Source organism: Flavobacterium sp. AG291, assembly GCF_003350375.1.
Classification (GTDB): Bacteria; Bacteroidota; Bacteroidia; order Flavobacteriales; family Flavobacteriaceae; genus Flavobacterium; species Flavobacterium suzhouense.
This window is the reverse complement of the sequence record NZ_QQAR01000004.1, coordinates 63254-88159: the sequence shown is the minus strand read 5'-3', so window position 1 is coordinate 88159 and position 24906 is coordinate 63254. Positions and strand designations below refer to the sequence as shown.

Annotated in this window: 31 protein-coding genes and 2 tRNA genes; 11 read left to right on the top strand and 22 right to left on the bottom strand. The window is 38.7% G+C overall.

Features of this window, described 5'->3' with window-relative positions; genetic code table 11:
• Positions 1-194: 194 nt before the first annotated feature.
• The gene (locus DEU42_RS06035) at positions 195-431 is read right to left on the bottom strand and encodes a hypothetical protein (RefSeq protein WP_114757390.1); all 237 of its coding nucleotides are present in this window, start codon (positions 429-431) and stop codon (positions 195-197) included.
• Positions 432-591: 160 nt separating this feature from the next.
• On the opposite strand from DEU42_RS06035, the gene DEU42_RS06030 reads away from it, so the two are divergent.
• The 3 genes from DEU42_RS06030 to DEU42_RS06020 all read left to right on the top strand — a co-directional run bounded on the left by DEU42_RS06030 (position 592) and on the right by DEU42_RS06020 (position 5140).
• Positions 592-1647 (top strand): DUF2891 domain-containing protein, encoded by a 1056-nt coding sequence (locus tag DEU42_RS06030; protein ID WP_114757389.1) that lies wholly within the window; start codon positions 592-594, stop codon positions 1645-1647.
• Between the two features lie 107 nt (positions 1648-1754).
• Positions 1755-3320, top strand: a complete 1566-nt coding sequence (locus DEU42_RS06025; protein ID WP_114757388.1) for an NAD(P)/FAD-dependent oxidoreductase — start codon at positions 1755-1757, stop codon at positions 3318-3320.
• Positions 3321-3526: 206 nt separating this feature from the next.
• Positions 3527-5140, top strand: a complete 1614-nt coding sequence (locus DEU42_RS06020; protein ID WP_114757387.1) for a serine hydrolase domain-containing protein — start codon at positions 3527-3529, stop codon at positions 5138-5140.
• Positions 5141-5182: 42 nt separating this feature from the next.
• Here DEU42_RS06020 and DEU42_RS06015 read toward each other — a convergent pair whose 3' ends face one another.
• The 5 genes from DEU42_RS06015 to DEU42_RS05995 form a co-directional block, all read right to left on the bottom strand.
• Positions 5183-5890 (bottom strand): alpha/beta hydrolase, encoded by a 708-nt coding sequence (locus DEU42_RS06015; RefSeq protein WP_114757386.1) that lies wholly within the window; start codon positions 5888-5890, stop codon positions 5183-5185.
• A gap of 1 nt (position 5891) precedes the next feature.
• On the bottom strand, positions 5892-6782 hold the full coding sequence (gene ygiD, locus DEU42_RS06010; RefSeq protein ID WP_199509059.1) for a 4,5-DOPA dioxygenase extradiol: 891 nt from the start codon (positions 6780-6782) through the stop codon (positions 5892-5894).
• Positions 6783-6866: 84 nt separating this feature from the next.
• Positions 6867-7694 (bottom strand): helix-turn-helix domain-containing protein, encoded by an 828-nt coding sequence (locus DEU42_RS06005; protein WP_114757385.1) that lies wholly within the window; start codon positions 7692-7694, stop codon positions 6867-6869.
• Positions 7695-7705: 11 nt separating this feature from the next.
• Complete coding sequence (locus DEU42_RS06000; protein ID WP_114757384.1) at positions 7706-8167, bottom strand: RES family NAD+ phosphorylase; 462 nt, start codon at positions 8165-8167, stop codon at positions 7706-7708.
• Positions 8164-8592, bottom strand: coding sequence for an antitoxin Xre-like helix-turn-helix domain-containing protein (locus DEU42_RS05995; RefSeq protein WP_114757383.1), 429 nt, complete (start codon positions 8590-8592; stop codon positions 8164-8166). The genes DEU42_RS06000 and DEU42_RS05995 overlap by 4 nt, the downstream gene beginning before the upstream one ends.
• Before the next feature lie 230 nt (positions 8593-8822).
• On the opposite strand from DEU42_RS05995, the gene DEU42_RS05990 reads away from it, so the two are divergent.
• Entirely contained in the window at positions 8823-9482 is a 660-nt protein-coding gene (locus DEU42_RS05990; RefSeq protein WP_114757382.1) for a TetR family transcriptional regulator C-terminal domain-containing protein, read from the top strand.
• A gap of 1 nt (position 9483) precedes the next feature.
• Complete coding sequence (locus DEU42_RS05985) at positions 9484-10794, top strand: ABC1 kinase family protein (protein WP_114757381.1); 1311 nt, start codon at positions 9484-9486, stop codon at positions 10792-10794.
• A 52-nt stretch (positions 10795-10846) separates the two neighbouring features.
• Here the strand turns inward: DEU42_RS05985 and DEU42_RS05980 are convergent, their stop codons facing one another.
• The 3 genes from DEU42_RS05980 to DEU42_RS05970 form a co-directional block, all read right to left on the bottom strand.
• A complete protein-coding gene (locus DEU42_RS05980) occupies positions 10847-11239 on the bottom strand; it encodes a DUF1398 domain-containing protein (protein ID WP_114757380.1) in 393 nt (130 codons plus the stop codon).
• Between the two features lie 68 nt (positions 11240-11307).
• Positions 11308-12027 (bottom strand): siderophore-interacting protein, encoded by a 720-nt coding sequence (locus DEU42_RS05975; RefSeq protein ID WP_114757379.1) that lies wholly within the window; start codon positions 12025-12027, stop codon positions 11308-11310.
• A 76-nt stretch (positions 12028-12103) separates the two neighbouring features.
• Positions 12104-12970, bottom strand: coding sequence for an AraC family transcriptional regulator (locus DEU42_RS05970; RefSeq protein ID WP_114757378.1), 867 nt, complete (start codon positions 12968-12970; stop codon positions 12104-12106).
• A gap of 130 nt (positions 12971-13100) precedes the next feature.
• Here DEU42_RS05970 and idi point away from each other — a divergent pair, with 130 nt between their 5' ends.
• The 6 genes from idi to DEU42_RS05940 all read left to right on the top strand — a co-directional run bounded on the left by idi (position 13101) and on the right by DEU42_RS05940 (position 15877).
• Positions 13101-13628 (top strand): isopentenyl-diphosphate Delta-isomerase, encoded by a 528-nt coding sequence (gene idi, locus DEU42_RS05965; RefSeq protein ID WP_114757377.1) that lies wholly within the window; start codon positions 13101-13103, stop codon positions 13626-13628.
• 63 nt (positions 13629-13691) lie between these two features.
• Positions 13692-14102 carry a 6-carboxytetrahydropterin synthase gene (locus DEU42_RS05960; protein ID WP_114757376.1) on the top strand — a complete coding sequence of 137 codons (411 nt, stop codon included), beginning with the start codon at positions 13692-13694 and terminating at the stop codon, positions 14100-14102.
• 23 nt (positions 14103-14125) lie between these two features.
• A complete protein-coding gene (locus DEU42_RS05955) occupies positions 14126-15091 on the top strand; it encodes a type I phosphomannose isomerase catalytic subunit (RefSeq protein WP_114757375.1) in 966 nt (321 codons plus the stop codon).
• 55 nt (positions 15092-15146) lie between these two features.
• Positions 15147-15413 (top strand): hypothetical protein, encoded by a 267-nt coding sequence (locus tag DEU42_RS05950; protein ID WP_114757374.1) that lies wholly within the window; start codon positions 15147-15149, stop codon positions 15411-15413.
• Between the two features lie 81 nt (positions 15414-15494).
• Positions 15495-15568 (top strand) — tRNA-Thr (locus tag DEU42_RS05945).
• A gap of 235 nt (positions 15569-15803) precedes the next feature.
• Positions 15804-15877 (top strand) — tRNA-Thr (locus DEU42_RS05940).
• A gap of 40 nt (positions 15878-15917) precedes the next feature.
• Here the strand turns inward: DEU42_RS05940 and DEU42_RS05935 are convergent.
• The 13 genes from DEU42_RS05935 to DEU42_RS05875 all read right to left on the bottom strand — a co-directional run bounded on the left by DEU42_RS05935 (position 15918) and on the right by DEU42_RS05875 (position 24896).
• Positions 15918-16364, bottom strand: a complete 447-nt coding sequence (locus tag DEU42_RS05935) for a hypothetical protein (RefSeq protein ID WP_114757373.1) — start codon at positions 16362-16364, stop codon at positions 15918-15920.
• Positions 16365-16424: 60 nt separating this feature from the next.
• The gene (locus DEU42_RS05930) at positions 16425-16826 is read right to left on the bottom strand and encodes a hypothetical protein (RefSeq protein WP_114757372.1); all 402 of its coding nucleotides are present in this window, start codon (positions 16824-16826) and stop codon (positions 16425-16427) included.
• Positions 16827-16844: 18 nt separating this feature from the next.
• Positions 16845-17144, bottom strand: coding sequence for a hypothetical protein (locus tag DEU42_RS05925; protein ID WP_114757371.1), 300 nt, complete (start codon positions 17142-17144; stop codon positions 16845-16847).
• A gap of 159 nt (positions 17145-17303) precedes the next feature.
• Complete coding sequence (locus DEU42_RS05920) at positions 17304-17855, bottom strand: hypothetical protein (protein ID WP_114757370.1); 552 nt, start codon at positions 17853-17855, stop codon at positions 17304-17306.
• A gap of 337 nt (positions 17856-18192) precedes the next feature.
• Positions 18193-18921: a DUF4369 domain-containing protein gene (locus DEU42_RS05915; protein WP_114757369.1), complete on the bottom strand. Its 729-nt coding sequence runs from the start codon at positions 18919-18921 to the stop codon at positions 18193-18195.
• 145 nt (positions 18922-19066) lie between these two features.
• Positions 19067-19378 (bottom strand): hypothetical protein, encoded by a 312-nt coding sequence (locus DEU42_RS05910; protein ID WP_114757368.1) that lies wholly within the window; start codon positions 19376-19378, stop codon positions 19067-19069.
• Positions 19379-19422: 44 nt separating this feature from the next.
• Positions 19423-21252, bottom strand: coding sequence for a peptidase M61 (locus DEU42_RS05905; protein ID WP_114757367.1), 1830 nt, complete (start codon positions 21250-21252; stop codon positions 19423-19425).
• A gap of 83 nt (positions 21253-21335) precedes the next feature.
• Positions 21336-21644 (bottom strand): DUF3784 domain-containing protein, encoded by a 309-nt coding sequence (locus DEU42_RS05900; protein WP_114757366.1) that lies wholly within the window; start codon positions 21642-21644, stop codon positions 21336-21338.
• 8 nt (positions 21645-21652) lie between these two features.
• Positions 21653-23041: an alpha/beta hydrolase gene (locus DEU42_RS05895; RefSeq protein WP_114757365.1), complete on the bottom strand. Its 1389-nt coding sequence runs from the start codon at positions 23039-23041 to the stop codon at positions 21653-21655.
• A gap of 28 nt (positions 23042-23069) precedes the next feature.
• Positions 23070-23648 carry a YIP1 family protein gene (locus tag DEU42_RS05890; protein WP_114757364.1) on the bottom strand — a complete coding sequence of 193 codons (579 nt, stop codon included), beginning with the start codon at positions 23646-23648 and terminating at the stop codon, positions 23070-23072.
• Between the two features lie 13 nt (positions 23649-23661).
• Positions 23662-23943 carry a DUF2089 family protein gene (locus DEU42_RS05885; protein ID WP_114757363.1) on the bottom strand — a complete coding sequence of 94 codons (282 nt, stop codon included), beginning with the start codon at positions 23941-23943 and terminating at the stop codon, positions 23662-23664.
• A gap of 123 nt (positions 23944-24066) precedes the next feature.
• Positions 24067-24336: a DUF2805 domain-containing protein gene (locus DEU42_RS05880; protein ID WP_114757362.1), complete on the bottom strand. Its 270-nt coding sequence runs from the start codon at positions 24334-24336 to the stop codon at positions 24067-24069.
• 206 nt (positions 24337-24542) lie between these two features.
• A complete protein-coding gene (locus DEU42_RS05875; protein WP_114757361.1) occupies positions 24543-24896 on the bottom strand; it encodes a DoxX family protein in 354 nt (117 codons plus the stop codon).
• Between the last annotated feature and the right edge of the window lie 10 nt (positions 24897-24906).

Below are 24906 nucleotides of genomic sequence, written 5' to 3'. Positions count from 1 at the left end.
AGTCGCAGTCACAGTTTACAGTTTGAAACACACACACACACACACACACACACACGAAAAAAATATAAAAGAAAATCCTGAAGCAATTCAGGATTTTTTGTTTTTATACAATATGAGATTGAAGTTTACTGTTTTCCACTGAACACTGAACACTGAACACTGAACACTGAACACTGAACACTGAACACTGAACACTATACCTCGTAAAGCTCTCCTCTATGCGGCTTCAATGCATCTCTTACCTGTATCATGTGCTCATCAGTCACAACCATCCACGCAATGGCATGCATATCAGACAGGATATCAAATCCAGTGATGTTAAGTGGTAGTTTTTCTATGACGATATATTCTTTAAGGTGTATCTCGTGGTGTTCGGCAGTTTTGGCTCCGGCTTCACCACGGAAATCCCATATCAGTTTTATTTTTCTCATTTTTTAAGTTGCAAAGTTTCAGAGCGGCAAAGTTACAAAGTTTAGCCAACCTGCAAGGTTTTTGAAACCTTGTAGGTTTTAATTATGGTAAAGTATTTATATTTATGCCGGTCATACCTACAAGCTTTTGAAAACCTTGCAGGAAATAAAACACAACCCAATGAAACACCTATACCTAACCGCATTTCTCTTTTCAATAACCATAACATCTGCCCAGGAACTAAACCTGCAACAAGCGAACGCTCTCGCAAAGTTGCCTGTAAAATGCCTTCAGCAGGAATACCCAAATAAGCTAAGCCAGCTTTTGGCTGATGCCTCTGAAATTCAGTCGCCAAAACAACTGCATCCTGCTTTTTATGGGTGTTTCGACTGGCATTCCTCCGTACACGGGCATTGGAGCCTTGTCTATCTGCTAAAGCAATTCCCTAATCTTGAAGGTCGGGAAGAGATCATCAATAAGCTAAAAATAAACCTGTCAAAAGAAAACATAGCGCAGGAGATAGCTTATGTGAACAAGAAACATGAAAAGTCATACGAGCGTATGTATGGCTGGGCATGGCTGCTGAAACTCCAACAGGAATTGAATACATCTGATGAGCCTTTTGCTAAAGAACTGGCTGCTAACCTGCAGCCGCTTACGACACTTTTAGCAGAACGATACATTGAATTCCTGCCTAAGCTGAATTACCCCATACGTGTCGGCACCCATACCAGTACGGCATTTGGGCTTAATCTTGCATGGGATTATGCGGTTCATGCCAATAATCAACCTTTACAGCAAAGTATCAGAACGAATGCGCTTCGTTTGTTTAAGAATGATATCGATTGCCCGTTTGCGTGGGAGCCAAGCGGTACCGATTTCCTTTCACCATGTATGGAAGAGATAGGCATTATGCAACGTGTTATGCCTGCCAAAGATTTCCTGAAATGGCTTAAGGACTTTGCACCGGCATTATTCGACAAAAAGTTTACATGGAAACCGGGAGAGGTGTCCGACCGTACCGATGGTCACCTGGTGCATCTTGACGGACTTAACTTTAGCCGTGCATGGAATTTATACACGCTTGTAAAACAATACCCTAAAGAATTAGGGCACTTAAAGTCTTTGGCTGATACCCATTTTAAATATTCATTGCCATCTATAACCGACGGCAACTACGAAGGCGAACACTGGCTGGCATCGTTCGCATTGTTTGCTTTTGAGATGAAGGAGTAGTTAGGATGCTTTGTCATTGCGAGCGAAGTGCAACGTAGCGTGGCAATCTTAGATTGCTTCGTCGTACCTCCTCGCAATGACTGAAAAATAATTACTATTTTTGCCCCATGCCAAGAGAACTTCAGATACAGGTGGCGCCCGAAGTAGCCGCACAGCAACCATTATTAGTTAACCATATTGCTAAACTCATGCAGGTAAAGCCTGAGGAGATACGCCATGTGGCTATTATTAAGCGTTCTATTGATGCCCGTCAAAAGGCTATCAAGATCAACCTTAAAGTAGCTGTATACTGGAATGAAGACTATACCGAAACCAAAGCTCAGCTTCCTGATTATAAAGATGTTTCCAATAAGCAGGAAGTAATTATTATTGGGGCAGGCCCTGCGGGATTGTTTGCTGCATTGCAGCTTATTGAGCTTGGACTAAAACCCATAGTTTTGGAACGCGGTAAGGATGTACAGGAGCGTCGCCGTGACCTGAAAGCAATAAACCGTGACCATATTGTTGGTGAAGACTCTAACTACTGTTATGGTGAAGGTGGTGCAGGCACTTACTCTGATGGTAAACTCTATACACGTTCTAAAAAGCGTGGTGATGTAGACCGTATCCTCGAATTGTTCGTTGGTTTTGGTGCCAGCGAAGAGATACTGGTGGAAGCCCATCCGCATATTGGTACGAACAAACTGCCGAAGATCATCAAATCAATGCGTGAGAAGATTATTGAGTTTGGCGGTAAGGTACTGTTCGATACCCGTGTGGTAGATATCTTGGTTAAAAATAATGAAGTGGAGGGCGTTGTAATACAAAATGGTGATACAATAAATGCCTCTAAAATAATACTGGCTACGGGACATTCTGCCCGTGATATCTTTGAACTTTTAGACCGTAAAAAGATATTCATAGAAGCCAAACCTTTCGCCCTTGGTGTTCGTGCAGAGCACCCTCAGGCACTGATAGACAGCATACAATACAGTTGTGATTACAATACAGGCAGGGGAGAGTTTCTTCCTCCGGCACCATACTCTATTGTAAAACAGGTGAATGGCAGGGGAATGTACTCGTTTTGTATGTGTCCGGGTGGGGTGATAGCGCCTTGTGCTACAAGTCCGGGAGAGGTGGTAACCAATGGATGGTCGCCGTCAAAACGTGATCAGGAGACAGCCAATTCAGGTATTGTGGTAGAACTTAAACTTGAAGATTTCAAGCCGTTTGCCAAGTATGGCGCCCTTGCCGGAATGGAATTTCAAAAGGCTATAGAGCAGAAAGCATGGCATCTGGCCGGTGAGACCCAACGTGTTCCGGCACAGCGTATGGTCGATTTTACGCAATCTAAAGTATCGGCTGATATACCTAAAACCTCATATGTACCGGGTACTACCTCGGTGGAATTAGGGCAGGTATTTCCGGGGTTCATTACCCAGGTGTTGCGTCAGGGATTTGTCGATTTTGGCAAATCAATGCGCGGTTACCTGACCAATGAGGCCATTTTGCATGCTCCGGAGTCAAGGACTTCATCGCCTGTGCGTATACCTCGTGATAATTTTACGTTGGAACACCTGCAGATCAAAGGGTTATATCCTTGCGGCGAAGGTGCAGGCTATGCAGGTGGTATTATTTCAGCGGCGATTGATGGCGAAAAATGTGCCATAAAGTGCGCCGAAAGCCTAGCCTAATATTACGCTTTTTGCTCTCAAAACGCCATTTTCGTGCGTAAAATTACACTTAGTCAAAAGTTTGAAATTCAGAAGTTTGCAAAGTAATGTTTCTTTTTTAGTTTTTATTATGTAATGTTTTTGGTTACAGTTAAAGGGTGATTTTGTTTTTAAGTTGGCATATTTTTTTATATTCGCAAACAGATTAATTTTCCTACACACTACCAATGAAAAAAATAGTTACCCTTTTCCTTTTTATATTTTCCTTTTCAGTTTATTCCCAATACAATTTTAAAGTAGCCGATTCGGTTTTGGCATCCTATAACAAACCTGGCTCACCGGGTGTAACTGTATTGGTTAGTAAGGATGGCAAAGTCATTTACCAAAAAAGCGGTGGTTATGCTAATATCGCCAAAGGTGAACTGATAAATAACAAAACCTTATTTAATCTTGCTTCCGATACCAAGCAGTTTACGGCTGCCTGTATTGTTATGCTTTCGCAAAAAGGCAAACTGAAGCTTGATGATAAGCTATCGAAATATTTTCCGGATTTTCCTGAATATGCGCAAAAGATAACCGTTCAGGATCTGCTGAACCACACAGCCGGACTGGTGGATTACCGCACGGCATTCTGGATGGGAGGTAAGGAGATAGATGTACTGTCGAATAATGATATAAGGAAAATGCTAAAAGCAACTCCTTTAAATTTTGAACCCGGAACGGAATGGAGTTATAGTAACTCTAACTACTGGTGCCTTGTTCAGATTGTTGAGCAGGTGTCGGGAATGCCTATAAGTAAGTTTGCGGAGAAGAATATCTTTAAGCCTTTAAAGATGAAAGATACCCATTATCACCGTGGGGTTGCAACACTAAGGAATGCTGCTATAGGTTATAAGATGGATGATGTTACATACATAGAAATTGATAAGGATACGGGAGTACCAGGAGGAAGTGGAATGTTTTCCACAACGAGCGATATGCTAAAATGGCTTTTTGAAATGCAGAGTAAAAAAGTGCTTGGAGTCGCTTTTTGGGCTGCTATGCTAAACGGTCAAAAGTATACAATCGGTAAAGAGGTGTATTATTCGAACGCCTTGTTTTTTCAGGCTTTGAATGGTAAAAAGGCTATTCATCATGGCGGTGATCTGGATGGTTACCATTCTGATATGAGTTATTTTCCTGATGAAAATGTTGATATCATTGTTTTTACCAATAGAGGAGACTTTAATGTTATGAGTATGCAGAAGGCTATTACCAGCCAGCTTTTCGGGTTCAAATATTCATGGCCGGCAGTAGAAAAACCTGTAGTTGTAAAGGTGCCGGGTGAAAAAATAGAACAATATTCAGGTGTTTATGAGGCTGAAGGAATGCTGTTTGAAATTACTGTGGCCGAAAACGCAATACATGCTTTGCAATTCTGGGATGGCTCCAACTATGATATCCCAGCAACGGGACAGAATTCTTTTACCTTAGCTCAGGCGGGTGCTGATTTTTTATTTGAGGATATAATCAATGGTAAGGCGCAGACTATGAAACTGACTCAAGAAGGAGAGACAATGCCTTTTAAACGTGCAGAAAATTATGATTTCCCTGATTTTAGCCGTTTTGAAGGAAGCTATTTTTGCAGCTCATTAAATGCAAAGTATACTTTTTCTCAGCAAAAGGGGAAGTTATTTTACAGTTTGAATGGGCAGAACCCTAAACAGGTTTCGGTGATAGAGGAAGATACTGTTTATATTGGGCCTTCAATAGTATTGACATTTCATCGTAATAATAATGAGGTTATGGGATTTGCACTCAATCATGTAAGAGTTAAAAATCTTGAATTCGTAAAGATCTAAATAAGAATCCCCTCCGCATAAATGCAAAAGGGGACAGGGTGGTTAAATAGACGTTTTACGAAGCCATTTTAGCATATCAGCAGTCATTTGTGGCAGAAGCTGATGTGCGGCATGGTATTCATGATATTCTGGTGTAATGCCTTTATTTTCCAGCCATTGTTTGGCATCGCGGGCATAGTCAATGGTCAGCAGCTCATCTTCAATGCCGTGTGAGATAAAGACGTTCAGTTTTTTTAGTTCTTCAGAGGGTTGCACCATTGGGTGTATTTCCTGCAAAAGCCTGCCACTCATTACGGCAATGCCTTTTACCAGTCCCGGATTGGTAAGCGCAACGCTGTAGGACATAATGCCTCCCTGGCTGAAACCACCCAGAAAAATATTCTTTTCGTCAAAGCTGTATTTTGCTTTCATTTCACCTATAAACTTTGCAATAAGCTGGCGGCTTTTTTCCTGTTCTTCAAAATTGATCACAGGTTTTCCGGTTGCGAAATCAACATGGAACCAAGCATATCTTCCTGTGCTTAGGGTAAGCGGTCCGCGTGCGGATATAACAAGGAAGTTATCAGGAAACTGATTGGCAAGGCTAAAAAGATCGTGTTCATTACTGCCTACCCCATGCATGAGTATGATAACAGGAGCGTGAGCAGATTTTATTTTTGGCTCACGAACCATATAGTGAAGTGAAGCCTTTTCCTGGCTCTGTAATGTCATGGTCATTAATGTTAAGAGTAAAGTTAGTGTAGCTTTCATGTTATCCTATCTTAACGGAAGTCATGGTTAGTGAGCCTCCTACTGCCTTGTCGTTAAAGATACTTATGTCTTCGTTTTCTCCTTTTAGGGCAAGTGTGTATAATAAAGGCAAGTAATGTTCCGGCGATGGGATAGCCAGTTCAAATGCTCTTCCCTGGGAAGCGAAATTGATGAGCGATTTGTGGTCGCCCGATTTTATATACTCTTTAATTTTATTGTCGGCTTCAAAAGCCCAATCGAAACCAAAGTTGTCAGTGTGGATGTTCTTCCAGTCCAGCATCCTCAGGTTGTGTACTATGTTACCGCTACCTATGATAAGCACGCCTTTTTTACGCAATGCTGCAAGCTCTTTACCTAATTCGTAATGGTATTGCGGCGGTTTGGTATAGTCGATGCTGAATTGTATTGTAGGTATATTGGCATTAGGGTACAGGTGTTTTATAACCGACCATGCACCGTGATCCAGTCCCCATTTATCATCCAGTTCTACATGGGCAGAGGTAACAAGCTGTTGCGTTTGTTTTGCCAATTCAGGGCTTCCGGGAGCCGGATACTGTACATCAAAAAGTGCTTTAGGGAATCCTCCAAAATCGTGTATTGTTGGCGGATTCTGCATTGCAGTTACAAAGGTTCCTCTTGTTTCCCAGTGTGCCGATACACACAGTATGGCGGTAGGCTCGGGTATTTGTTTGGCAATTTTCCTGAAGTTGGCAACAAATTCATTTTCTTCAATGGCATTCATAGGGCTGCCATGTCCTAAAAACAGGGCCGGCATGGTAACGCCTTTATTTTCTATATTTTGGGATAGTTTTCCTAATTCGCTAAGGCCCATTAATCCTGCGCCTGCAAATGGCAATGCTGTTATGCTCTGTAAAAACTGTTTGCGATCCATAATGATAATCCTTAAAATAATACTACAAAGTTCAGCAATACTGTCGTGCAGCGGGTAACAGTTTTAGGTAAAAAGGTGGTACAATCAGGAAATGAGCTTTTGCATAGCTTCCTTAAACTTGGTAGGAGTCTGGCCCGTACGCTTTTTAAATACCCTTGTAAAGTAGGCTTTCTCGTTATATCCCAGTTCAAAACCTATTTCAGAAACTGTTTTGTCAGTATAAATAAGCAGGTTTTTTGCTTCAATAAGTTTTCGGGTTTCTATAAGTTCCGATACGCTTTTTTGCATGATCTGCTGGCAGATGAGGTTAAGGTTTCGTGCTGACATAAACAGCTTTTCGGCATAGAAGTCTACACCCTCCGGCCTCCTGAAATTATTTTCAAGCAAAGCAAGGAAGTTTTTAAAGGTAATGCTGTTCGTCTTTAGAAGGTCATTTTCAGCATCCGCTTTTTTCCTTTCATTCTCAATCATCATGAACAGTGCCGAAAGCAGGTGTTTTATGATAGAGAGATTGGGTTGAGGAATGCCGTATTCCTTGTCCATCATTTCACAAAGTGTAACCAGGCGATTAAAACAGTCGTCTTTTTGGGTTGTAATAGTAGCGTAGTTATGGTAAAATGAATAAAGGCTAAAAGTAATTTCGGGAATGAATTCGCTTTTAAACCGCACTACCCACATATCGCATTTACCATCTTTTAGTGCCGGTTTTACCCTGTGTACTTTTCCTTTAGTAATAAAGCTTACAAAAGGCGCTGCGTAGGTGTTGGTATCAAAGTCTATAAAATGTTCCAGTTCGCCTTCCATTGCTATGATAAGTTCTTCGTAGTCGTGATTGTGCGGATTGTTAGGCAATGTCGCAATGCGAAGGGTTTCTTCGGGTGTAAGGCGGTATATTTTAAATAACTGGTCCATTGCTGAGTTTGTTATCTTATAAAAAGTCTCTCATCAAAATCAAAAGGCTCAATAAGCTTTACTTTGATTTTTTTAAAATCTTTGTGTGATGGATTGATGAGGTAATTGAATTCGCCCTGTACTACTGCTGAAGGTACTTTGAGTACGGCTGTTTTTTCTTGAGTTACGAATGCATCTCCTATTTCCTGTGTTGAATGGGCGTGAGGGAGCGATTTCCAGTTCTCAGGAAGGGCAGGAGGTTTTATCTCAGTAATCTGTACCGTGTTGGGAATCTCAATCGCAATGAGTACATAATCTATTGGCAATATGCCAAGGGGGGTATGTACAGCGATTTCTGTAGTGCAAAGCGCACGCGATTCACTGGTGTATAGCATTGCTGTACCTTTGCTGTTCCAGCGGCCACCTGCTTTTTCGGCACCGCGTCCGCTAAGATCATTGGCGTATACTTCTTTGCTCAGTCGGAAAACTATCATGCCAGCACCCCGTGTTCTATTCTTATAAGCTCATCTTTAAGAAGGCCTATCCCGAAAGAGCTGTCAAAAAGCTCTTTTGGTTTTATTTTGCCAAGTGCAAGATTTTGGGTGTTTAACCAAGTATCAAAGTTATGGCTGTTGCCAAAAACTTCTATTCCTTTTTTGTACAAAAGAGCTATCTCTACTATCTTTTCTGACTGAAGGGCATCAAAGGTGCGCTCTTCTTTTTTGTAGCGTTGCATAGTGCGCTCAGAAACATGCAAAAAGCCTGACCATTCGGCAAGGTCGAACGGGCTTTTTTCCATAAAGTTTACAAACACGGGGAATTGTATTCCCTGACGTACCAGTGATATCAACGACATGATGTTTTTATCATCAATGGCATTGTAACTGATGTTGTTGCTGAAAAGGTCAATCGCTTCCATGGGCTTCAGAGTTTGATAATGACAAAGTTACGAAACTATTTTTAGTTTAGCGACATTTGTCGTTAAATTTTTCAAACATGGCAAATGTTAAAGTTATTTTTATTTCAGAAAAAAATGAAACTTTGTGATGATTTAGCATGGATTTTGCGTACATTTACCTGTATTTAAAACTATTAACCGTCCTGCAGGTTTAAGAAAAGGTCAAATTTGTCAGGACTAAATTTATTGCCATGGCAGTTAAAAAAATAATACAAGTTTCTAAATCTGATATTATTGATAAATATTCAGATTATTGCCTGATGAATGGGCATAAGCCGGCATCAGTGTATAAGTTTTCTAAAGAAAACGGTTTTGACGAAGCAGAATTCTATAAATTTTTCACTTCATTCGATTCGCTGGAGCATTTTTATTTTGCAGAAATGTTTAATCATTCACTTAATGTATTGCAGCAGTCGCCGGCCTATGCGGAATATGGCGGCGTAGAAAAACTTTCGGCATTCTATTTTACCTTTTTTGAAATGGCTACAGCTAACAGAAGCTTTATAGTCTATATGATGGAGGAGGGAGGTCTCGGACTAAAGAATGTGAAAAAACTGAAATCACTGCGTGCTGAATTTTTAGTATATGCGGAAGCGGTGCTTGAAAAGCCGGTACTAGCAGGTGATGAAAGGGCAAACAAGCTTCAGGGCAGAGCGCTGAGTGAAGGAGCCTGGCTACAGTTCTTATCAATCTTTAAATTTTGGATGGAAGATACCTCACCGGGGTTTGAGAAGACCGATGTGTACATTGAAAAATCAATTAAAGCGTCGTCAGACCTTGTGTACAACAGTCCGTTGAGCAGCCTTTTCGACCTTGGAAAGTTTGTTTGGAAAGAAAAATTTACCGTATAATATGAAAAGGCTTGATTCTATTCCCACAAATAAGATTGAAAGGGTGACCAAACTGGTTACCACTGGTGCAAAGGTAGGGGGGAATTACCTTAAATATTACGGACAGAAAATTGTTAATCCTGAGATGACAAAAGATCAGCTGCATGAAGATAATGCTGCGGATATATATGACGGGCTTAAAGAATTGAAAGGTAGCGCGCTCAAAGTGGCACAGATGCTGAGTATGGAAAAAAATTTGCTCCCCCAGTCGTATGTGGAGAAATTTTCACTGAGCCAGTTTTCGGTACCGCCGCTTTCGGCACCATTGGTGATGAAAACGTTCAGGAGCTATTTTGGTAAGGAGGCGCACATGCTGTTTGATGAATTTAGTGCCGATTCTATTAATGCTGCAAGTATAGGGCAGGTGCATCGTGCTAAAAAAGACGGGAAAAATCTTGCTGTAAAAATACAGTATCCAGGTGTAAGAGAGAGTATTGGTACTGATATTGCTTTGGTAAAACCAATAGCCATACGTATGTTTAACCTTCAGGGAGCTTCGGACGAATATTTCAAAGAAGTGGAAGATAAACTTATAGAGGAAACCGATTATGTGCTGGAACTAAAGCAGAGTGAAATGATAAGAGAAGCCTGTTCTCACATTGAGAATTTGAGATTCCCTAAATATTATCCGGAGCTTTCGTGCGAGAAGATTATTACAATGGACTGGATGGAAGGTATTCATCTTTCTGAATTCTGTAAGATGGAAACATCTCAGGAAAAAAGAAATAAAGTAGGACAGGCACTATGGAATTTCTATATGTATCAGATACATGAGCTTAAATATTTTCATGCCGATCCGCATCCGGGGAATTTTCTGGTGGATGCCGATGCGAACCTCATGGTTATTGATTTTGGCTGTATGAAAAAAATACCTGACGATTTTTATGTGCCTTATTTTGATCTGGCTAAAAAAGAAAATCTAAATGATCCGGTATTCTTTAATGATAAGCTGTACGAACTTGAAATCCTGAAAAAAACTGATTCAGCTAAAGAAGTAGAGTTTTTCTCTACGCTGTTCCACGACTTGCTAACGGTATTCACTCAGCCTTTTCAACAGGATAATTTTGATTTTTCGGATACAAAATTCAGCGATGCTATAGCGGGTCTTAGCGAAAAGTTCGCGAATGACAAAACACTTAGAAAAATGAATGGTAATCGTGGATCGAAACACTTTATTTACGTTAACCGCACATTTTTCGGATTGTACAGCCTGCTATTTGACCTGAAAGCAACTATAGATGTAAGTACCTATAAGGGATATGTCGCTGTATGATAAAAAATATTGAATACTATAAATGCCACGCGATAATGTGGCATTTATTATTTTAAGGCACGGGTATCTCTTCTTCGAGCATATTGTGTTCAGTTTTATCAAAATACGTGCAGGTCATCTCAACCATATCCACTACCCATTTTTCTACGCCATCCTGAGCACAGTGGCTGCAAAAGGTCAGATAATCGGTTTCTCCGGCCTGATGTGCATTTAGATGGTGGATAAAGCTGCTTTTATCGCCTTTGTCGGCTATTGTTTTAGGTTCATAAACTGCAGGGGACTGTACCCTGTAATTGTCGCTGCCCCAATATACGGTATGGCCGTCTTTTACATAGGTGTTGTAGTGGATAATTCCCAGCTTTATAAGATCCTGAACGTACTGGGGGAAATCGGCACCGCTCTTAACTTTTGAGTGTGCCTGTTTGATTTGGTCTAATGTAAACATACTACTCAAGTTTAGGGTATTAAAGGTACGAAAATTAAATACAGAGTTATAGGTTCAGGTAAATGTTTTTATTCCAGTCCTTTTTTATGAGGATGCCAAAATGGTTTTGTTTTTATTTGTTTTGGTGAAAAATTCAGTTCCTTTTTAAAATAGTTATGAAGGCCAACACAAATTGAGGTTTCACCGGCTATGTATACTGCGGTATTTTCTTTGCTGACGCCACTCCATGAAATTTCGGCAATCAGGTCTTCCAGTGTATTGGCACACGATTCAAGGAAACCAAAGTTTCGTTTTGGATATATATCATCAAAATAATGTTCTTTACTTGAAGAATAAACTATTCCCGAGGCTTTGGCCATGAGCCCGGTGTGGCGGTTAAGTTCGTAAAGGTGTGCCAGTGAGGAAATATCTCCTAAAAACAAATGATTGTCGGCATCAGGACTTAACGTGAACTTTCCTTCCGGTCCGCGGAAGTAGATAGTATCGCCATATTCAAGGTTCTGAACCCATTTTGCTCCCTGTCCGTTTGAGAAAATACACACGGCAAGATCGGCTTGGTTTGTAAGTTCGTCATAATACCAGATGGAGTAGGTGCGGACCAGATTAGAAAGTGACATCATGTTGTCAAGCCCAACCAATACTCTGAGTTGCTGTCCCGGAATATAATTCTTTAGGTTGTCGCCATTTATTTTTATCCTGATGTGGTAGGTAGTTGGCGTTATCTGTTCTTTATGAATTAGTTCTGCACTGCGGAACGTTTTGTTGATAATAGATTGTATAATGCTCATGTTGTGATTAATTACTGATGCAAAGTACCGTCAACAGGCTTAAAAATCCATTTTATGAATCATATAAATTATTGGACTATTCGCGGAATTTTTTTCTGAATGATAAAGGCGTCTGACCTGTTATCTTTTTAAAAAGGCGTGAAAAATAAGTGTGGTCATCATACCCAAGCACATAGGCAATTTCCTTAATATCGGCATCGGTATAGTATATTTGCTTCTTGGCTTCAGTAATCATTGTTTTCTGTAGCCAGTGAGTTGCGGATAATCCTGTAGTTAAGTTTAGGCAGTGATTCAGGTGTGATGTGGTGATATTAAGTTTTTTGGCATAGAATGATGGTAATTGAAGGAAAGAATATTGCTCAAGCAATTCTTTGAATTTGGCGGTTATAATGGCTGCCTGACTTTTGGGGTTAGTTTTTACGTTCCTTTTTTTATAATACAATGCACAGGCCTGGCTCAAAAAGGCGGTAAGCAGGCCGTTAAGGATTATGGATTTATACAGGTTGTCAGAGGTAAATGTCTGGTGTAGTAATGCAGCCGTATCTTCAAGGTCTTTTCCTTCACCTTCTTCAAATTTGGCATATTGCTGCTGAGCCGAGAGATTTTCCAGCATATCACGTAGATGGTTTGGTATGAGGAAAGACTCTACCGACATAAAAAATCCCTTTACATCGTCGCTGGTATTTTTGGGAGCATGTACCTGAAAAGGCTTTACCACCATCAATCCTTTTGCAACAAGCTCAAAATCTTCCATATCGCAATGAAATGTTGCTGTACCCTGCAACGTTATCAGGAAAATATAATGATCGTCCATATGCTCCTGCATATAGTCTTCGGGTCCTACTTCTTTTTTTACATCTTCAAAAGAAACATAATCAAGATCAATACCTCCCACGGCACGGGCGTCCTGTTTATTTATGGGGATGTTTTTGATGGTTTTCATAGCAAAATTATGGGATTATAAATGTATGGTTTTTTAAAACATGTACAATATTGTCAACTACTGCTATCAAAACGTTAAACGATCTGTTATCCGCAAAGTTTTTCTTATTTTTGAAGACTATTAGAAAGCTATGACAGAAGAACAGGTAATACTCGTAAACGAGAACGATGAACAGATAGGGCTGATGCCTAAAATGGAAGCTCATGAAAAGGCTTTGTTGCATCGTGCTTTCTCGGTTTTCATACTAAATTCCAAAAACGAGATTATGCTGCAGCAGCGTGCGGCTCACAAATATCATTCTCCCTTATTGTGGACAAACACAACCTGTAGCCATCAGCGTGAAGGAGAGACAAATATTCAGGCTGGAATGCGTAGGCTTAAGGAAGAAATGGGGTTTGAAACCGAACTTAAAGAGCTTTTTTCATTCATCTATAAGGCGCCGTTTGATAATGGCCTTACTGAACACGAGCTTGACCACGTGATGATAGGGTATTATAATGATGCCCCGGATATTAATACTGATGAAGCCGAAAGCTGGAAATGGATGAGCATTGAGGCTGTAAAAGAAGATATGCAACTGCATCCCGAATTATATACCGTATGGTTCAGGATTATTTTTGATGAATTTTATCATTTCTTAGAAGACCATAAATTATAGTTGGCAGTCGCAGTATTCAGTTAGCAGTGCCTATAAAAAATATAAAATAGTCAATAGATAATTATGAGAGTAACCGTAAGCAGAAGTGCCCATTTTAATGCTGCCCACCGCCTGTATCGTAAAGACTGGAGTGATGAGCAGAACAACGCTGTTTTCGGTAAGTGCAACAATGCAAACTTTCACGGGCATAATTATGAGCTTATCGTAAGCGTGACCGGAGAGATCGATCCGCAAACAGGGTATGTTATCGATATAAAAATACTTAAGGATATTATTGCTGATGAGGTAGAAACGCCTTTTGACCATAAGAACCTTAATCTTGATGTGCCCGACTTTGCCGACCTGAATCCTACAGCTGAAAACATCGCTGTAGTGATATGGAACAGGATAAGAAGGCGAATAGACAGCGTAATGGATATTGAAGTGGTGTTGTATGAAACGCCACGCAATTTTGTTACGTACAGAGGAGAATAATCCAAATCCAAAAAACATATATAATGAAATTGTATCCGCTGGTCTTTGAACCCATCCTGCAGGACAGGATATGGGGTGGGACTAAATTAAGAACCGACCTTGGTAAAGACAATCTGCCTACTGAAACTACCGGTGAAAGCTGGGAGCTTAGCGATGTAAAAGGCAATGTAAGCGTAGTGGCTAACGGTGACTATAAAGGACAGAAACTTACCGATTTGTTAGAGCAGTTCCCTGCCGAAGTGCTGGGGTATAAAGTACACGAGAAGTTCGGTAAAGAGTTTCCTTTGCTGTTTAAATTTCTTGATGCAAGAGATGACCTTTCCATTCAGGTGCATCCTAATGATGAACTGGCAAAAGCCCGTCATAACTCATTCGGCAAAACTGAAATGTGGTATGTTATGCAGGCTGATGAAGGAGCAAGTATTATTGTTGGCTTTAAGCAAAAATCAAGCCCTGAAGAGTATCTTGAGCATCTAGAGAACAAAAGCCTTATTGATATACTAAATGAGGTGCCGGTAAAAAAAGGTGATGTTTTCTTCCTTGAAACCGGAACCATCCATGCTATTGGTGCCGGTATTGTTATTGCCGAGATTCAGCAGACTTCTGATATTACCTATAGGATATATGACTGGGACAGGGTCGATGCTAACGGTAATTCCCGTGAATTGCATGTAGAGTTGGCGCTTGATGCTATGAACTACAATACTACCGATACCCAAAAACATTATACCACGGTAGAGAACCAGGCTAACGTAATGGTAGACTGCCCTTATTTCACGACAAGCTACCTGCCACTTAATGGCAGTACGGGTGTGAGTAAAGACGGCAGCAGCTTTACGGTTTATATTTGTACCGAGGGTGAATTTGCTGTAGAGGCTAATGGCGAAAAATATAATTTCAAAAAAGGAGACACCGTGCTTATTCCCGCGTCGTTAAAGGTCTATCTTCTTTCGGGAGAGGCTACATTGTTAGAAATAGGTATTTCTTAACAGCATAATCAAAGAATAAGCTTAACTTTGCAAACAATTTAAAAACAAAATAGAGATGGCAAGCGTAAAAAACTTAAAGAAAGACATCAATTTCGTATTAGGAGATATTATCGAGGCAGTTTATGTTTGGGAAATAGCAACAGGCGGAAAACCAACTGAAAAAACTGAAGCGCTTATAGATGAGGCTATTGTACTTTTCGACAGCCTGATCGCTAAAGTAAACCAAAAAAACGTAGAAAATAAAAAAGCACACTTCAGAGCTATCAACAAACAGCTTGAAGATTCTGCTACACAATTAGTTGAGAAAATCAACGCGCTGTAAGCAAAAAAAATCAATAAAACGGGGCAATAAATAGTTGCAAAATTCAAAACCGCACTATATATTTGCACCCGTATTGAGAACGCCGGTGTAGCTCAGCTGGCTAGAGCAGCTGATTTGTAATCAGCAGGTCGTGGGTTCGAGTCCCTCCATCGGCTCAATAAAAAACCGCTTAGGAAACTAAGCGGTTTTTGTGTTTTTTGGCCTCACCCCAACCCTCTCCAAAGGAGAGTGAGCAGCTTCACTCGGGGATTATAATAAATAATAAGAGTAAGCGGGCATGAGTGCTCCCCTCTTGAGAGGGTTAGGGGTGTGTTCAATCTTTTCTTTATTTTTCTTACTATAGTTTTGCAAAATTGAAAAATCATTATATATTTGCACCCGTATTGAGACGCCGGTGTAGCTCAGCTGGCTAGAGCAGCTGATTTGTAATCAGCAGGTCGTGGGTTCGAGTCCCTCCATCGGCTCAATAAAAAACCGCTTAAGTAATTAAGCGGTTTTTGTGTTTTATGTGGTAATCGTTTTTTTCTTTACTAGTCCGATTAAAATATTTGCGATTAACAAAGGCTGCGCTGCAATTGCAATTAAAACTATAAGCGTAATACCTGTATTAAATATCTCAGAGCTGTTGTCTAAAATATCATCAGGATTACTTGTTGCTAAAGTTATTGCCCATAGAATATAGTATGCAATAAAACTGCCTATTGTAATTATGGTGTGTATAGCTATAAGTTTTTGATTTAATATTTTTCCAGACACCTTATAAATAAGTCCTATTATAAAATATATTAGCGTAAGGCCGGTGTATAGATGTGAATGAGCCATCACGTAATACGTGTCATGAACATTTACATCAAACACGCTGTTTTCATCGGATATGAACTCTGTAAAGGCAAGAAAGCCTAATATAATGGCCACCGCCCAAAAATACTGATATAGGTTACTAGCTCTCATATAAACAAATCTAATAAAAAACCGCTTAAGTAATTAAGCGGTTTTTGTGTTTAACCCGAGTTATTGCTTTTTAAGATAATCTTTGAGTTTACTACCATCTTTATTGATTTGCGTACGTTTTAAAACATTCTTGTCAATATAAAATACATCGGGTTTTGTGCCGCAAATTGTTCCTTTTTTATATTTAGGGTTATTGTTGAGGCTATCAATAATAAAACGTATCTCATCGCAATATAAATAGAGTGAGTCTCCTTTAACTCTCCAATGTCCTTTTGTAATTTGTGCACAATCTTCTCTTTCGAAGGATTTATCTATATTGATTTTTATAGTGCTTCCTGTAGGATAGTTATTGAAAAAACTATCGATTGTTGAAGCTGTTGATTTATAATTGCCTGTTATATCAATTTTATTTGATGAACATGATGTAATTAATACTAATATTATCAATCGCAATTTTGTCATTTTTTACAATATATTATCTTAATTATTGGATAAATAATTGGTTATCTCATTGTTTGTTTTGTTTGTCAAAAAGTTTATTTCATTAATTATAAAATCTATTTTTATTTTTTGAGAGTTATCATTATACAAATTTTTTGTTTTATTTAAATAGGTAATAATTTTTAAATTTTCGGCATCATCTATTAAAATAGTCCCTGAATTTGGATTAGCTGTTAAGTCCTGTGTCATTGGTAAAATAATATCTCCGATTAGTTCTACTGACTCATAACAAAACGGTAATGTTATATTATCTTTAGGGATATTAAGTGAATAATACATATTTACTAATTCTTTACCTTTGTCTTTTTGTAGTAAGTATTCATCCCTGAATGTTCTTAAAGATGTATTAACGGGTGCTATTTCATGTTCTTGTTGTTCATCTCCTTCTAGGATTGGTCCATCTACTTCATCTTTAGGGCAGGGTTTGCCAATGCAGAACTATTTTTCTGGGCCATGTTGCCCTTCTTGCGCTGTACATCTTTGATCTTTTGTGTTGTAAATACAAGGGGGACTGCATTGAACACTAGATTCACTAATGTTTATCATTTCGATATCTAAAACTTCTTGGAATTTTTCATAAGAAACATTTTTAGGTAATCGACTAAAATTAATAAATGAAATTGCAGTAACCTGATTTTCATTTAAAATTAAACGAGAAACAGAATAAATATCATTTGATGAAATTATATTTGTTTTCAAGTCTGAAAGATTGTTTGTTTTCGAGAAATGATTGTCGTATTTAGTGTATACTAAAGAATACACAGTATTGTTTCTAATTTCATACAAAAGACATCCTGTAATATCATTAGAGGAAATGTTATAATTATTCTCAATATCATAATTTACGTTTTTAGTATAAAAAACTAAACCTAAGATATTGGATGAGTCAATTGGGATGTCTAGTTCATCTAAAGTTGATTGGAAGTCGGAAAAATCTTGTTGATTTTTATACATAAAGCCATAATCACTAGTTGAAGCATATGTTATCATTTTGTGGTTTTTTCCTAATATCTCATACTCAATTGTTTTAGATTCTGCCTTCTTACACGTTTCACATTCGAAGGTGAAGTGTTGTCACAAGATAAATAGACAGCTGCTAATAGAATAACTGAAATAAAATAAATTTTTTCATGATTTTAATTTAGTTGACTTGTTAAAAATATGTAAATATTTTTTTCATTTAGTTAATTAATTCTTAAAATATTATCGTTTTTAATTGATTTAAGCTGTTTACAGGGTATTGGTGTCGTTTATATAGTCTATAAAAAAAACCGCTTAAGTAATTAAGCGGTTTTAAATTGTTTACAGTGGCTGAATATTGCGACTTTTATTTTACTTCAGCTGTTTCGGCTTTTTTTCTTTCAGCTACATATTTGGTCAGCATCTTTCCATAAAGAGATTTAGCCACTCCGGGAGACATGCTTTTTTGTATTGTGTCAAGATATTTAATATTAATGTCTGCAATTTCGGATAATGCGATATAAGGGCCAATTTCGTGTTTGGCATTGTTTAGCGCAAAATTTGCTGTGTAAAGATATCTTCTCTTTAAATGCTGATCGAACTTTAATGAAATGCTGTCAAGTTGGGTTTTGTTACCGGCTTTGGTTGCTTCCAGATTTTTTGCTACAAGATCCAGATTGTCATTACTGAATCGTGATCTTATTTTTTGAAAATCTTCATAAAGTTTCTGGTTTTCAGAACCTGTAATTTTAGCCTTGTAAAAGAACTCGTCATTACTTGATTCGATTTTCATATTGCCTGGTTCAGCAAAAAAAGGAAGGTTATTATCTACAGATGTAGTCTGGCCTCTGTCAAGGAAAAGGTAAAGCATTTCAGGAGAATCTATTTTTAACCATGTCTCAAAAGTAGATTTACCGTTAAATTCGATTGTGTCAATTGCAACAAGCGACGTGTCTACCACTTTCTTGATATAAATCTTTCCTTTTTTAAGACCTTTAATGTTTCCGGTAAGGTGCAGGTTGGCATCCGCAGGTTCTTCTTTATTACACGAAACAAGCAGTGCTAGTGCCATCAGGGCAAGAATAGTTTTTTTCATATACTGAGAAAACAGGTTTTTAAAATTTTCCGCAAAGTAAGCAAAATAATGGAGGTATTCTTAGGGTATTTTTAAGAAAATAAAGACTGAAATAAAAAAGGCTTCCGTATTAGGGAAGCCTTGTGTATAATCAGAATGTTCTATTTTAGTCTATAAGCATATTAACCAGCTTAACGTTGCTGCGGTGTACAAAGTCTACAAAGTAACCCGTAAGTCCAAAAGTAGATTTTTCTGCAGTCGTACAGGCTTTGGTTGTGCCATTGTTTCGGTATTCTTTCTGGCTTGCCATTGCAGGTTTAGCAGAAGTTTCCTGTACTTTAGCCTGTTTAGCAGCAACTTTCTTGCATCCTGTTGTCTCGTGGGTTTCAGGGGCAGGCTTTGGCTCGGTATTTTTTTCTGTGTTTGCAAAAGCTGCAGTACCAAGTACAAGAAGCGCCAGGGTTAATAAATTTTTCATATTAGGTTGATTAGTAGTTTAGTAATTGTTGTAAATGTACAAAATTATCCTTTAAGCCATGCTTCTTTCAGCTTGTTTTTTGCTGATTCAGTAGCATGGAAACCTTCTGTTTCTTCCACAGGAAGCTTTACTGTACCTTTTATATCCTGTTCTTTACTATCACGTCTTATTTTTACCGTAATAGCATCACCTTCTTTCCACCCTTCACTGGCTCCTAAAAGGTCGTAAATGTTATCAAGGTTGTAAGCTTTACCATTAACGCCTAATATAACATCACTGTTCCTAAGTCCAAGGTTTGTCATAAACGCATTAGGTGTAACAGTTGGCAGGATTACGATTTCTTTTGCAGGATTGATAGTTACCATAGGGATCTGGCCATCTTTAAGAAAAGGATTTCCGGGAGTTTTGATCGTAGTTTTAGTAACGCCCATTTTTGTAAAATACTGATCGTAAGGTATAGGTGTTGTTCCTGCAACATATTTTTTCAGGAACTCTCCAACTTCCGGATAGGTTAGTCGTGTAATGGTTGCAAAAAGATCTTCGTCATTAAAAGGTTTGTTGCTTCCGTACTCTTTAGACAGATCCCTCATAAGAGTTAGTATTCCTTTTTGCCCGTTGCTGCTTTCCCTCATCTGAATGTCAATGCACATTGCGATAAGAGCACCTTTAAGATATACATTATAGTAAGCATCTTTATAAGGCTTCAGCAATATGTTTTTACTCATGTTGGTAAAGTTCATCGTGTCGTCAAATCCTTTTGACTGCGCAATCTTTTCGGACATCCTCTGATAAAATTCATCCTCGGTAATAAGTCCCTGATTAACCTGGAACAGGTTAGCGAAATATTCGGTAACACCTTCATACATCCAAAGATGCTCGCTCATTTTTGGTGTATTGTAATTGAAATAATGTATCTCCTTAGAGTGTACGCTTAATGGAGTTACAATGTGAAAGAACTCATGTGAAACAACATCTTTCAATGTGCTTTTTAACTGGTCTAACGGATAATCCTCCGGCATTACAACTGTTGTAGAGGTAGTATGCTCTAAAGCTCCATAACCGTGGGCATCGTCCGGAGTACCATCGGTAAGATAAATAAGTACGCTGTATTTCTTAGTACTGTTTATAGGGCCCAGGAATTTCTTTTGTGCACGCATCATAGTCTCCATTTCCGGAGTAAGCATTTTTGCGGTTATTTTTCCGGTAGGAGAGTATACAGCGATAAGAATATCCATATCATCTACTTTAAAAGTAGTATAATCCGGTTTGGTATACATGATGGGATGATCTACAAGATCAGGGTAACGTGGTGATGTAAATACATCTACCTCATTGCTTGCATCGGTATCAATAAGAGAGGTAGCTCCCCATAGGTTTGAAGGATGCGAAATCGTCACAGTATAAGGAGTTTCACCCTTGTTTTCGAAATAACCTATAAATCCGTGAATGTTCAGCACAAAGTTTTTGTCTGCAAGAATATTGGTTCCGGCAGGAGAGAAAATATCATGAGTGTTTTCGATATCATAGGTATCGTTAACAAGATAAGTCACTTTTGCCAGTTTTTTGGCACCCTCAATTTTCCATGAATTTTCATCCGGTTTTGTAACTGTAAGCTCTTTTCCTTTTTTGTCAAAAGCTTTAAAGCCTTCTACATATTTTCCATAATTGTCTTCAGAGTAAGTTCCCGGAACAATTTTAGGAATAAAAAAGGTAGTGGTTTCCGTGTCAAATGCAGGCGGAGTGATGCTTACCATCACTTTGTCGTCTTTTACATTCTTAAGGTCTATGGCAACCTGAATGTCTTTGCTTTTTTGAGCAAAAGCCATACTGCCTAATGACAACGCTATAGCAAGCGTACAGATGAATTTTTTCATAGTTTGGATCTTATACTTTGTAAGTCGATTGAAAGCTTTATTTGTTACAAAATAAATTGAAAAATATCTTACTATGTTACAAATTATTTATCATAACGGTACTTTTTCGAGTTAGATCGTAGTAATATCCATAATGTTCCGATAAGCAGGGCAGGTATCTGTATATATTCTCCCAGTTCGGGCCATACAGAATACTGAATAAGTATTTCAGATACTATCAATACAGCAGCCATGCCAAAGAAAACATTCCTGAACAGCGTGGCTATGGCTTCAATATTTATTTTAGCCTTTTCTGCCGGCGACATAGTGTTGTAGCCGGCGATAAGGTTGTACATTTTGCCATATTTTACTGCTATTGCAGCTACGATAAATATAAAAGCAACAGCAAGCATAATTGTTTTTATTGTTTAAGTATCCAGTTGGTAATTTCATCAAGTGCTACCGGAGCCATGGTTTGTTCTATCTCACCATATTCCTGAAGTGATCCTGTGGTGCATTCCTGAAACAGGTGGTTCAGGTTCATTAGCTTTTTGGTAGTTACTTTTTTATTGCCTCCTTTTTCGGCAGCTCTCTTTATGCCATCAAGATTTGCATCGGCGGCTACCTGTATGTCTTTACTGCCGTTAATAGCAAGAATAGGGCACTTAAGTTTTTCAATGACCGGTGCAGGGTCATACCTAAGAAAATATACAAACCATGGCGAAGTAAGTTGCTCGGTTTGTCCGGCAACAACACGGACAATTTCATCTTTAGGCACTCCTTTAGAAGCAAAGAAGGCACCAAATTCTTTTGTCAGGATATCGTTAACTGTAGCCTTTCTGATTTTCTCGTCGTTTTCGGTTGTTATGGTGTTATATACTTTTCTTAAGGTGACTCCCATTGTTGTAAGTTCATTTTCAGGAATGCCGTCAGCCTTCCCTGCAAGGTAGTTTTGAAGCACCATTAGTTCACTGCCTTTAATGCCAGGGCCGGCAAGGGAAACTATAAACGCTATATTGGCATTTTTTTCAGCTACCAGTTGCGCTATCAGTCCGCCTTCGCTATGACCTAAAAGGCCTATTTTCTTTTTATTTACTTCTTTTCTTGTCAGCAGGTAATCAAATGCCGCCTGGGTATCGGTAGCAAAATCGGCAGATGTATCATTTATTGGATTTCCACCCGATTTTCCAACACCTCTGTCGTCATAACGAAATACTCCTATACCGTTTCGTGTAAGATGATCGGCCAGTACAAGAAAAGGTTTGTGATCCATAATTTCCTCATTACGGTCTTGTGCACCACTTCCGCTGATAAGTATCACTACCGGATAAACACCGTCTTTTTTAGGTAGTGTAAGTGTTCCGCCCAGGTTAATACCTGCCTTTTCATTTTTGAACATTACATCTTCGGTGTAGTACGGGAATGGTGCTTTAGGTTCCTGAGGGCGTTTTACTTTGGTTTCTATTATTTCACCTTTGCTAAGATCTAGTGCCAATGCATAAGTTCCCTGATTAAAAGTTCCTTTAATAATGCCGTTTTCGAGCTTCCCTTTGTAGCTGATACCTGCTGCCGCAATGGAAAAAGTAAGAGTATTGTCTGTAAAAGCAATTTTGTCCACAGGCATATCTTTAGCTCCCTGATCGGGGCTGTCCATAGTAGCAGTATAACCTCCAACACCCGCAGAGATGTTTAGGACAAGACGTAATTTACCGCCCGGTATTACAAGGTTGCCCTGCCATTTTCCGGAAATGTCCTGTGCGAATAGCGATGCGGAAAACAGCATCATAAGTAATAAAAATGTTTTTTTCATGATGATTAAGCTATGATTGATGATTGAACTATTGGTAGATCAGTGGGAAAATAAAAAATGAAACAATTTCTATTAATAGGATTGTTACAATAAACATTACTATTTGTTTTGTGGTTTTAAGATTTGAGGCCGTTTTAACTCCATTGTACAGTAAGGCGAAGAACCAAATAACTAATGGTATTAAAAGTAGGCTGATCAAAAGAACAGGAAGGATTTCAGGGAGCATTTTTTCAATGGTACCCGGATCATCGCCCACAACGGCATCAATTTTTGCCATGTAGCCGCCTACACCGGCAAGAGTAGTTATATAGAGAGGAATTCTGGCAATAAGAACAGTACTTAAAATATCTATAGGCCTTGTTTTTTTATTGATACTATAGCTATAGATAAAAAGACCTGCAAAAAGGAGAGCAATGGCAAATATGTTTTCTGTAAAAGCAAGAACGAATGTTGTGTCCTCGCTGCCTATATGCATATCCAATGCTCCATTGTAATGTGCCCCAAACAGGTAGGCCAGTAATGAACCGAACGGAATTCCTAAAAGGCCTATAAAAAGTAATGGGCGGGCGTCATATTTCTCAAAAGGGTTGAATAATAGTTTTTTCATAAGTGGTTAGTGGTTATTCTTCTGGTGTTAGTTTTTTTACTTTTTCAATGAGGTCGTCCAGACGGTTGCGTACTGTAGGGTAACTGATCCCCATTTGTGCAGCCATTTCTTTAAGGCTTCCACTAGTCAGGAAAAACTGAAGTATAAAAGCCTGTTCGTCTGCCGGAAGTCGCAGCAGGGGTGGAAGAGGGAAGTTGCCTGTTACTTCGGTGTTGCAGGAGGGACACGATAATCGTGATACCTGCAATGATGCCGAACAGCTGGGGCAGGCAATGGGGAGTTTTGGTGTTTGCATGATTGATGATTTAATTTTAAACAAAGTTAAATAAAATTAAATACAAGTTTAATAAAATTAAAATAAATTTTCTTTTTGTTTGGATTTAGGTCAAAAAAAGCTCCCTAATGTGGGAGCTATATATTAAAATTTATTTTTAAAGTAATATTTTGAATCCAGTTCATCATCTTCTAAACTGTTAATGGGTTTAGGCTTAGGTTTTTTGGATGCCACCTTTTTCTTCCACAATTCAAAATTATCCTGAGATAATTTTTTATGCATAATCTCTGTCACTTCCTTTTCCGATAGGCCAAATTCTTTTTTGATTTCTTCAAAGGGTTTTCTCTCCTCCTGGGCTAGCGTTACGATTCTTTCCAGCGCTTCCCTATCTAATTCAGTATGGTTCTTTTTCATCAGATGAAAAATTAAATCAGGTAATATTTTAAATGTTTAAGATTCTTTACTCAATATTAGTAAAAAAAATAATCGAATATGTAGGAGTCTTTCTTTTTGAAGTTTTTTTAAAATTTTTTAAAATTCAATTAATAATTTCAAAATCTTACCGTCGTGATGTCAAAAGAATTACATTTTTTCTTTCTTGAGAGCTCTCTTGTTGGTAATCAGGTATACAGAAAAGCCCAATAAATTAACACTAACTGAATCGGTAGCCTGATGAGGCGTACCCATTTTGGCAGTCCTAAAGCTGCTTTCTCGTTGGTATACATGTATACATTTGCCGGGAAAATGGCAATCAGCAATGCGATGATTCCCCATGCGGCAAAAGCTGATGCGACAGGAATACAAAGTAATATTCCTAAAATGATTTCGGCAACGCCACTTATTATGTTAAGCGATTTTGGAGAAGGCAATGATGGCGGAATCATCTTCATGTAAATGCGAGGTACCCTAAAATGATTAATACCTGCCAGTATGTACAATAATGCCATTAAATATAAATGCCAGGGTAGTGCCATAATTGGTGTT

Excerpts from the sequence above, each read along its gene's own strand:
- DEU42_RS06015 (WP_114757386.1), bottom strand. The coding sequence starts at position 5,890 with ATGAAAGCTACACTAACTTTACTCTTAACATTAATGACCATGACATTA.
- DEU42_RS05915 (WP_114757369.1), bottom strand. The coding sequence starts at position 18,921 with ATGAAAAAAACTATTCTTGCCCTGATGGCACTAGCACTGCTTGTTTCG.
- DEU42_RS06005 (WP_114757385.1), bottom strand. The coding sequence starts at position 7,694 with ATGGACCAGTTATTTAAAATATACCGCCTTACACCCGAAGAAACCCTT.
- DEU42_RS05985 (WP_114757381.1), top strand. The coding sequence starts at position 9,484 with ATGAAAAGGCTTGATTCTATTCCCACAAATAAGATTGAAAGGGTGACC.
- DEU42_RS05875 (WP_114757361.1), bottom strand. The coding sequence starts at position 24,896 with ATGGCACTACCCTGGCATTTATATTTAATGGCATTATTGTACATACTG.
- DEU42_RS05950 (WP_114757374.1), top strand. The coding sequence starts at position 15,147 with ATGGCAAGCGTAAAAAACTTAAAGAAAGACATCAATTTCGTATTAGGA.
- DEU42_RS05925 (WP_114757371.1), bottom strand. The coding sequence starts at position 17,144 with ATGTATTATTCACTTAATATCCCTAAAGATAATATAACATTACCGTTT.
- DEU42_RS05995 (WP_114757383.1), bottom strand. The coding sequence starts at position 8,592 with ATGGAAGCGATTGACCTTTTCAGCAACAACATCAGTTACAATGCCATT.
- DEU42_RS05880 (WP_114757362.1), bottom strand. The coding sequence starts at position 24,336 with ATGAAAAAGAACCATACTGAATTAGATAGGGAAGCGCTGGAAAGAATC.
- DEU42_RS05960 (WP_114757376.1), top strand. The coding sequence starts at position 13,692 with ATGAGAGTAACCGTAAGCAGAAGTGCCCATTTTAATGCTGCCCACCGC.
- DEU42_RS06025 (WP_114757388.1), top strand. The coding sequence starts at position 1,755 with ATGCCAAGAGAACTTCAGATACAGGTGGCGCCCGAAGTAGCCGCACAG.
- DEU42_RS05885 (WP_114757363.1), bottom strand. The coding sequence starts at position 23,943 with ATGCAAACACCAAAACTCCCCATTGCCTGCCCCAGCTGTTCGGCATCA.
- DEU42_RS06035 (WP_114757390.1), bottom strand. The coding sequence starts at position 431 with ATGAGAAAAATAAAACTGATATGGGATTTCCGTGGTGAAGCCGGAGCC.
- idi (WP_114757377.1), top strand. The coding sequence starts at position 13,101 with ATGACAGAAGAACAGGTAATACTCGTAAACGAGAACGATGAACAGATA.
- DEU42_RS05930 (WP_114757372.1), bottom strand. The coding sequence starts at position 16,826 with ATGACAAAATTGCGATTGATAATATTAGTATTAATTACATCATGTTCA.
- DEU42_RS05905 (WP_114757367.1), bottom strand. The coding sequence starts at position 21,252 with ATGAAAAAATTCATCTGTACGCTTGCTATAGCGTTGTCATTAGGCAGT.
- ygiD (WP_199509059.1), bottom strand. The coding sequence starts at position 6,782 with ATGGATCGCAAACAGTTTTTACAGAGCATAACAGCATTGCCATTTGCA.
- DEU42_RS05890 (WP_114757364.1), bottom strand. The coding sequence starts at position 23,648 with ATGAAAAAACTATTATTCAACCCTTTTGAGAAATATGACGCCCGCCCA.
- DEU42_RS05970 (WP_114757378.1), bottom strand. The coding sequence starts at position 12,970 with ATGAAAACCATCAAAAACATCCCCATAAATAAACAGGACGCCCGTGCC.
- DEU42_RS06000 (WP_114757384.1), bottom strand. The coding sequence starts at position 8,167 with ATGATAGTTTTCCGACTGAGCAAAGAAGTATACGCCAATGATCTTAGC.
- DEU42_RS05910 (WP_114757368.1), bottom strand. The coding sequence starts at position 19,378 with ATGAAAAATTTATTAACCCTGGCGCTTCTTGTACTTGGTACTGCAGCT.
- DEU42_RS06030 (WP_114757389.1), top strand. The coding sequence starts at position 592 with ATGAAACACCTATACCTAACCGCATTTCTCTTTTCAATAACCATAACA.
- DEU42_RS05955 (WP_114757375.1), top strand. The coding sequence starts at position 14,126 with ATGAAATTGTATCCGCTGGTCTTTGAACCCATCCTGCAGGACAGGATA.
- DEU42_RS05935 (WP_114757373.1), bottom strand. The coding sequence starts at position 16,364 with ATGAGAGCTAGTAACCTATATCAGTATTTTTGGGCGGTGGCCATTATA.
- DEU42_RS05920 (WP_114757370.1), bottom strand. The coding sequence starts at position 17,855 with ATGATAACATATGCTTCAACTAGTGATTATGGCTTTATGTATAAAAAT.
- DEU42_RS06020 (WP_114757387.1), top strand. The coding sequence starts at position 3,527 with ATGAAAAAAATAGTTACCCTTTTCCTTTTTATATTTTCCTTTTCAGTT.
- DEU42_RS05900 (WP_114757366.1), bottom strand. The coding sequence starts at position 21,644 with ATGCTTGCTGTTGCTTTTATATTTATCGTAGCTGCAATAGCAGTAAAA.
- DEU42_RS05980 (WP_114757380.1), bottom strand. The coding sequence starts at position 11,239 with ATGTTTACATTAGACCAAATCAAACAGGCACACTCAAAAGTTAAGAGC.
- DEU42_RS05990 (WP_114757382.1), top strand. The coding sequence starts at position 8,823 with ATGGCAGTTAAAAAAATAATACAAGTTTCTAAATCTGATATTATTGAT.
- DEU42_RS05975 (WP_114757379.1), bottom strand. The coding sequence starts at position 12,027 with ATGAGCATTATACAATCTATTATCAACAAAACGTTCCGCAGTGCAGAA.
- DEU42_RS05895 (WP_114757365.1), bottom strand. The coding sequence starts at position 23,041 with ATGAAAAAAACATTTTTATTACTTATGATGCTGTTTTCCGCATCGCTA.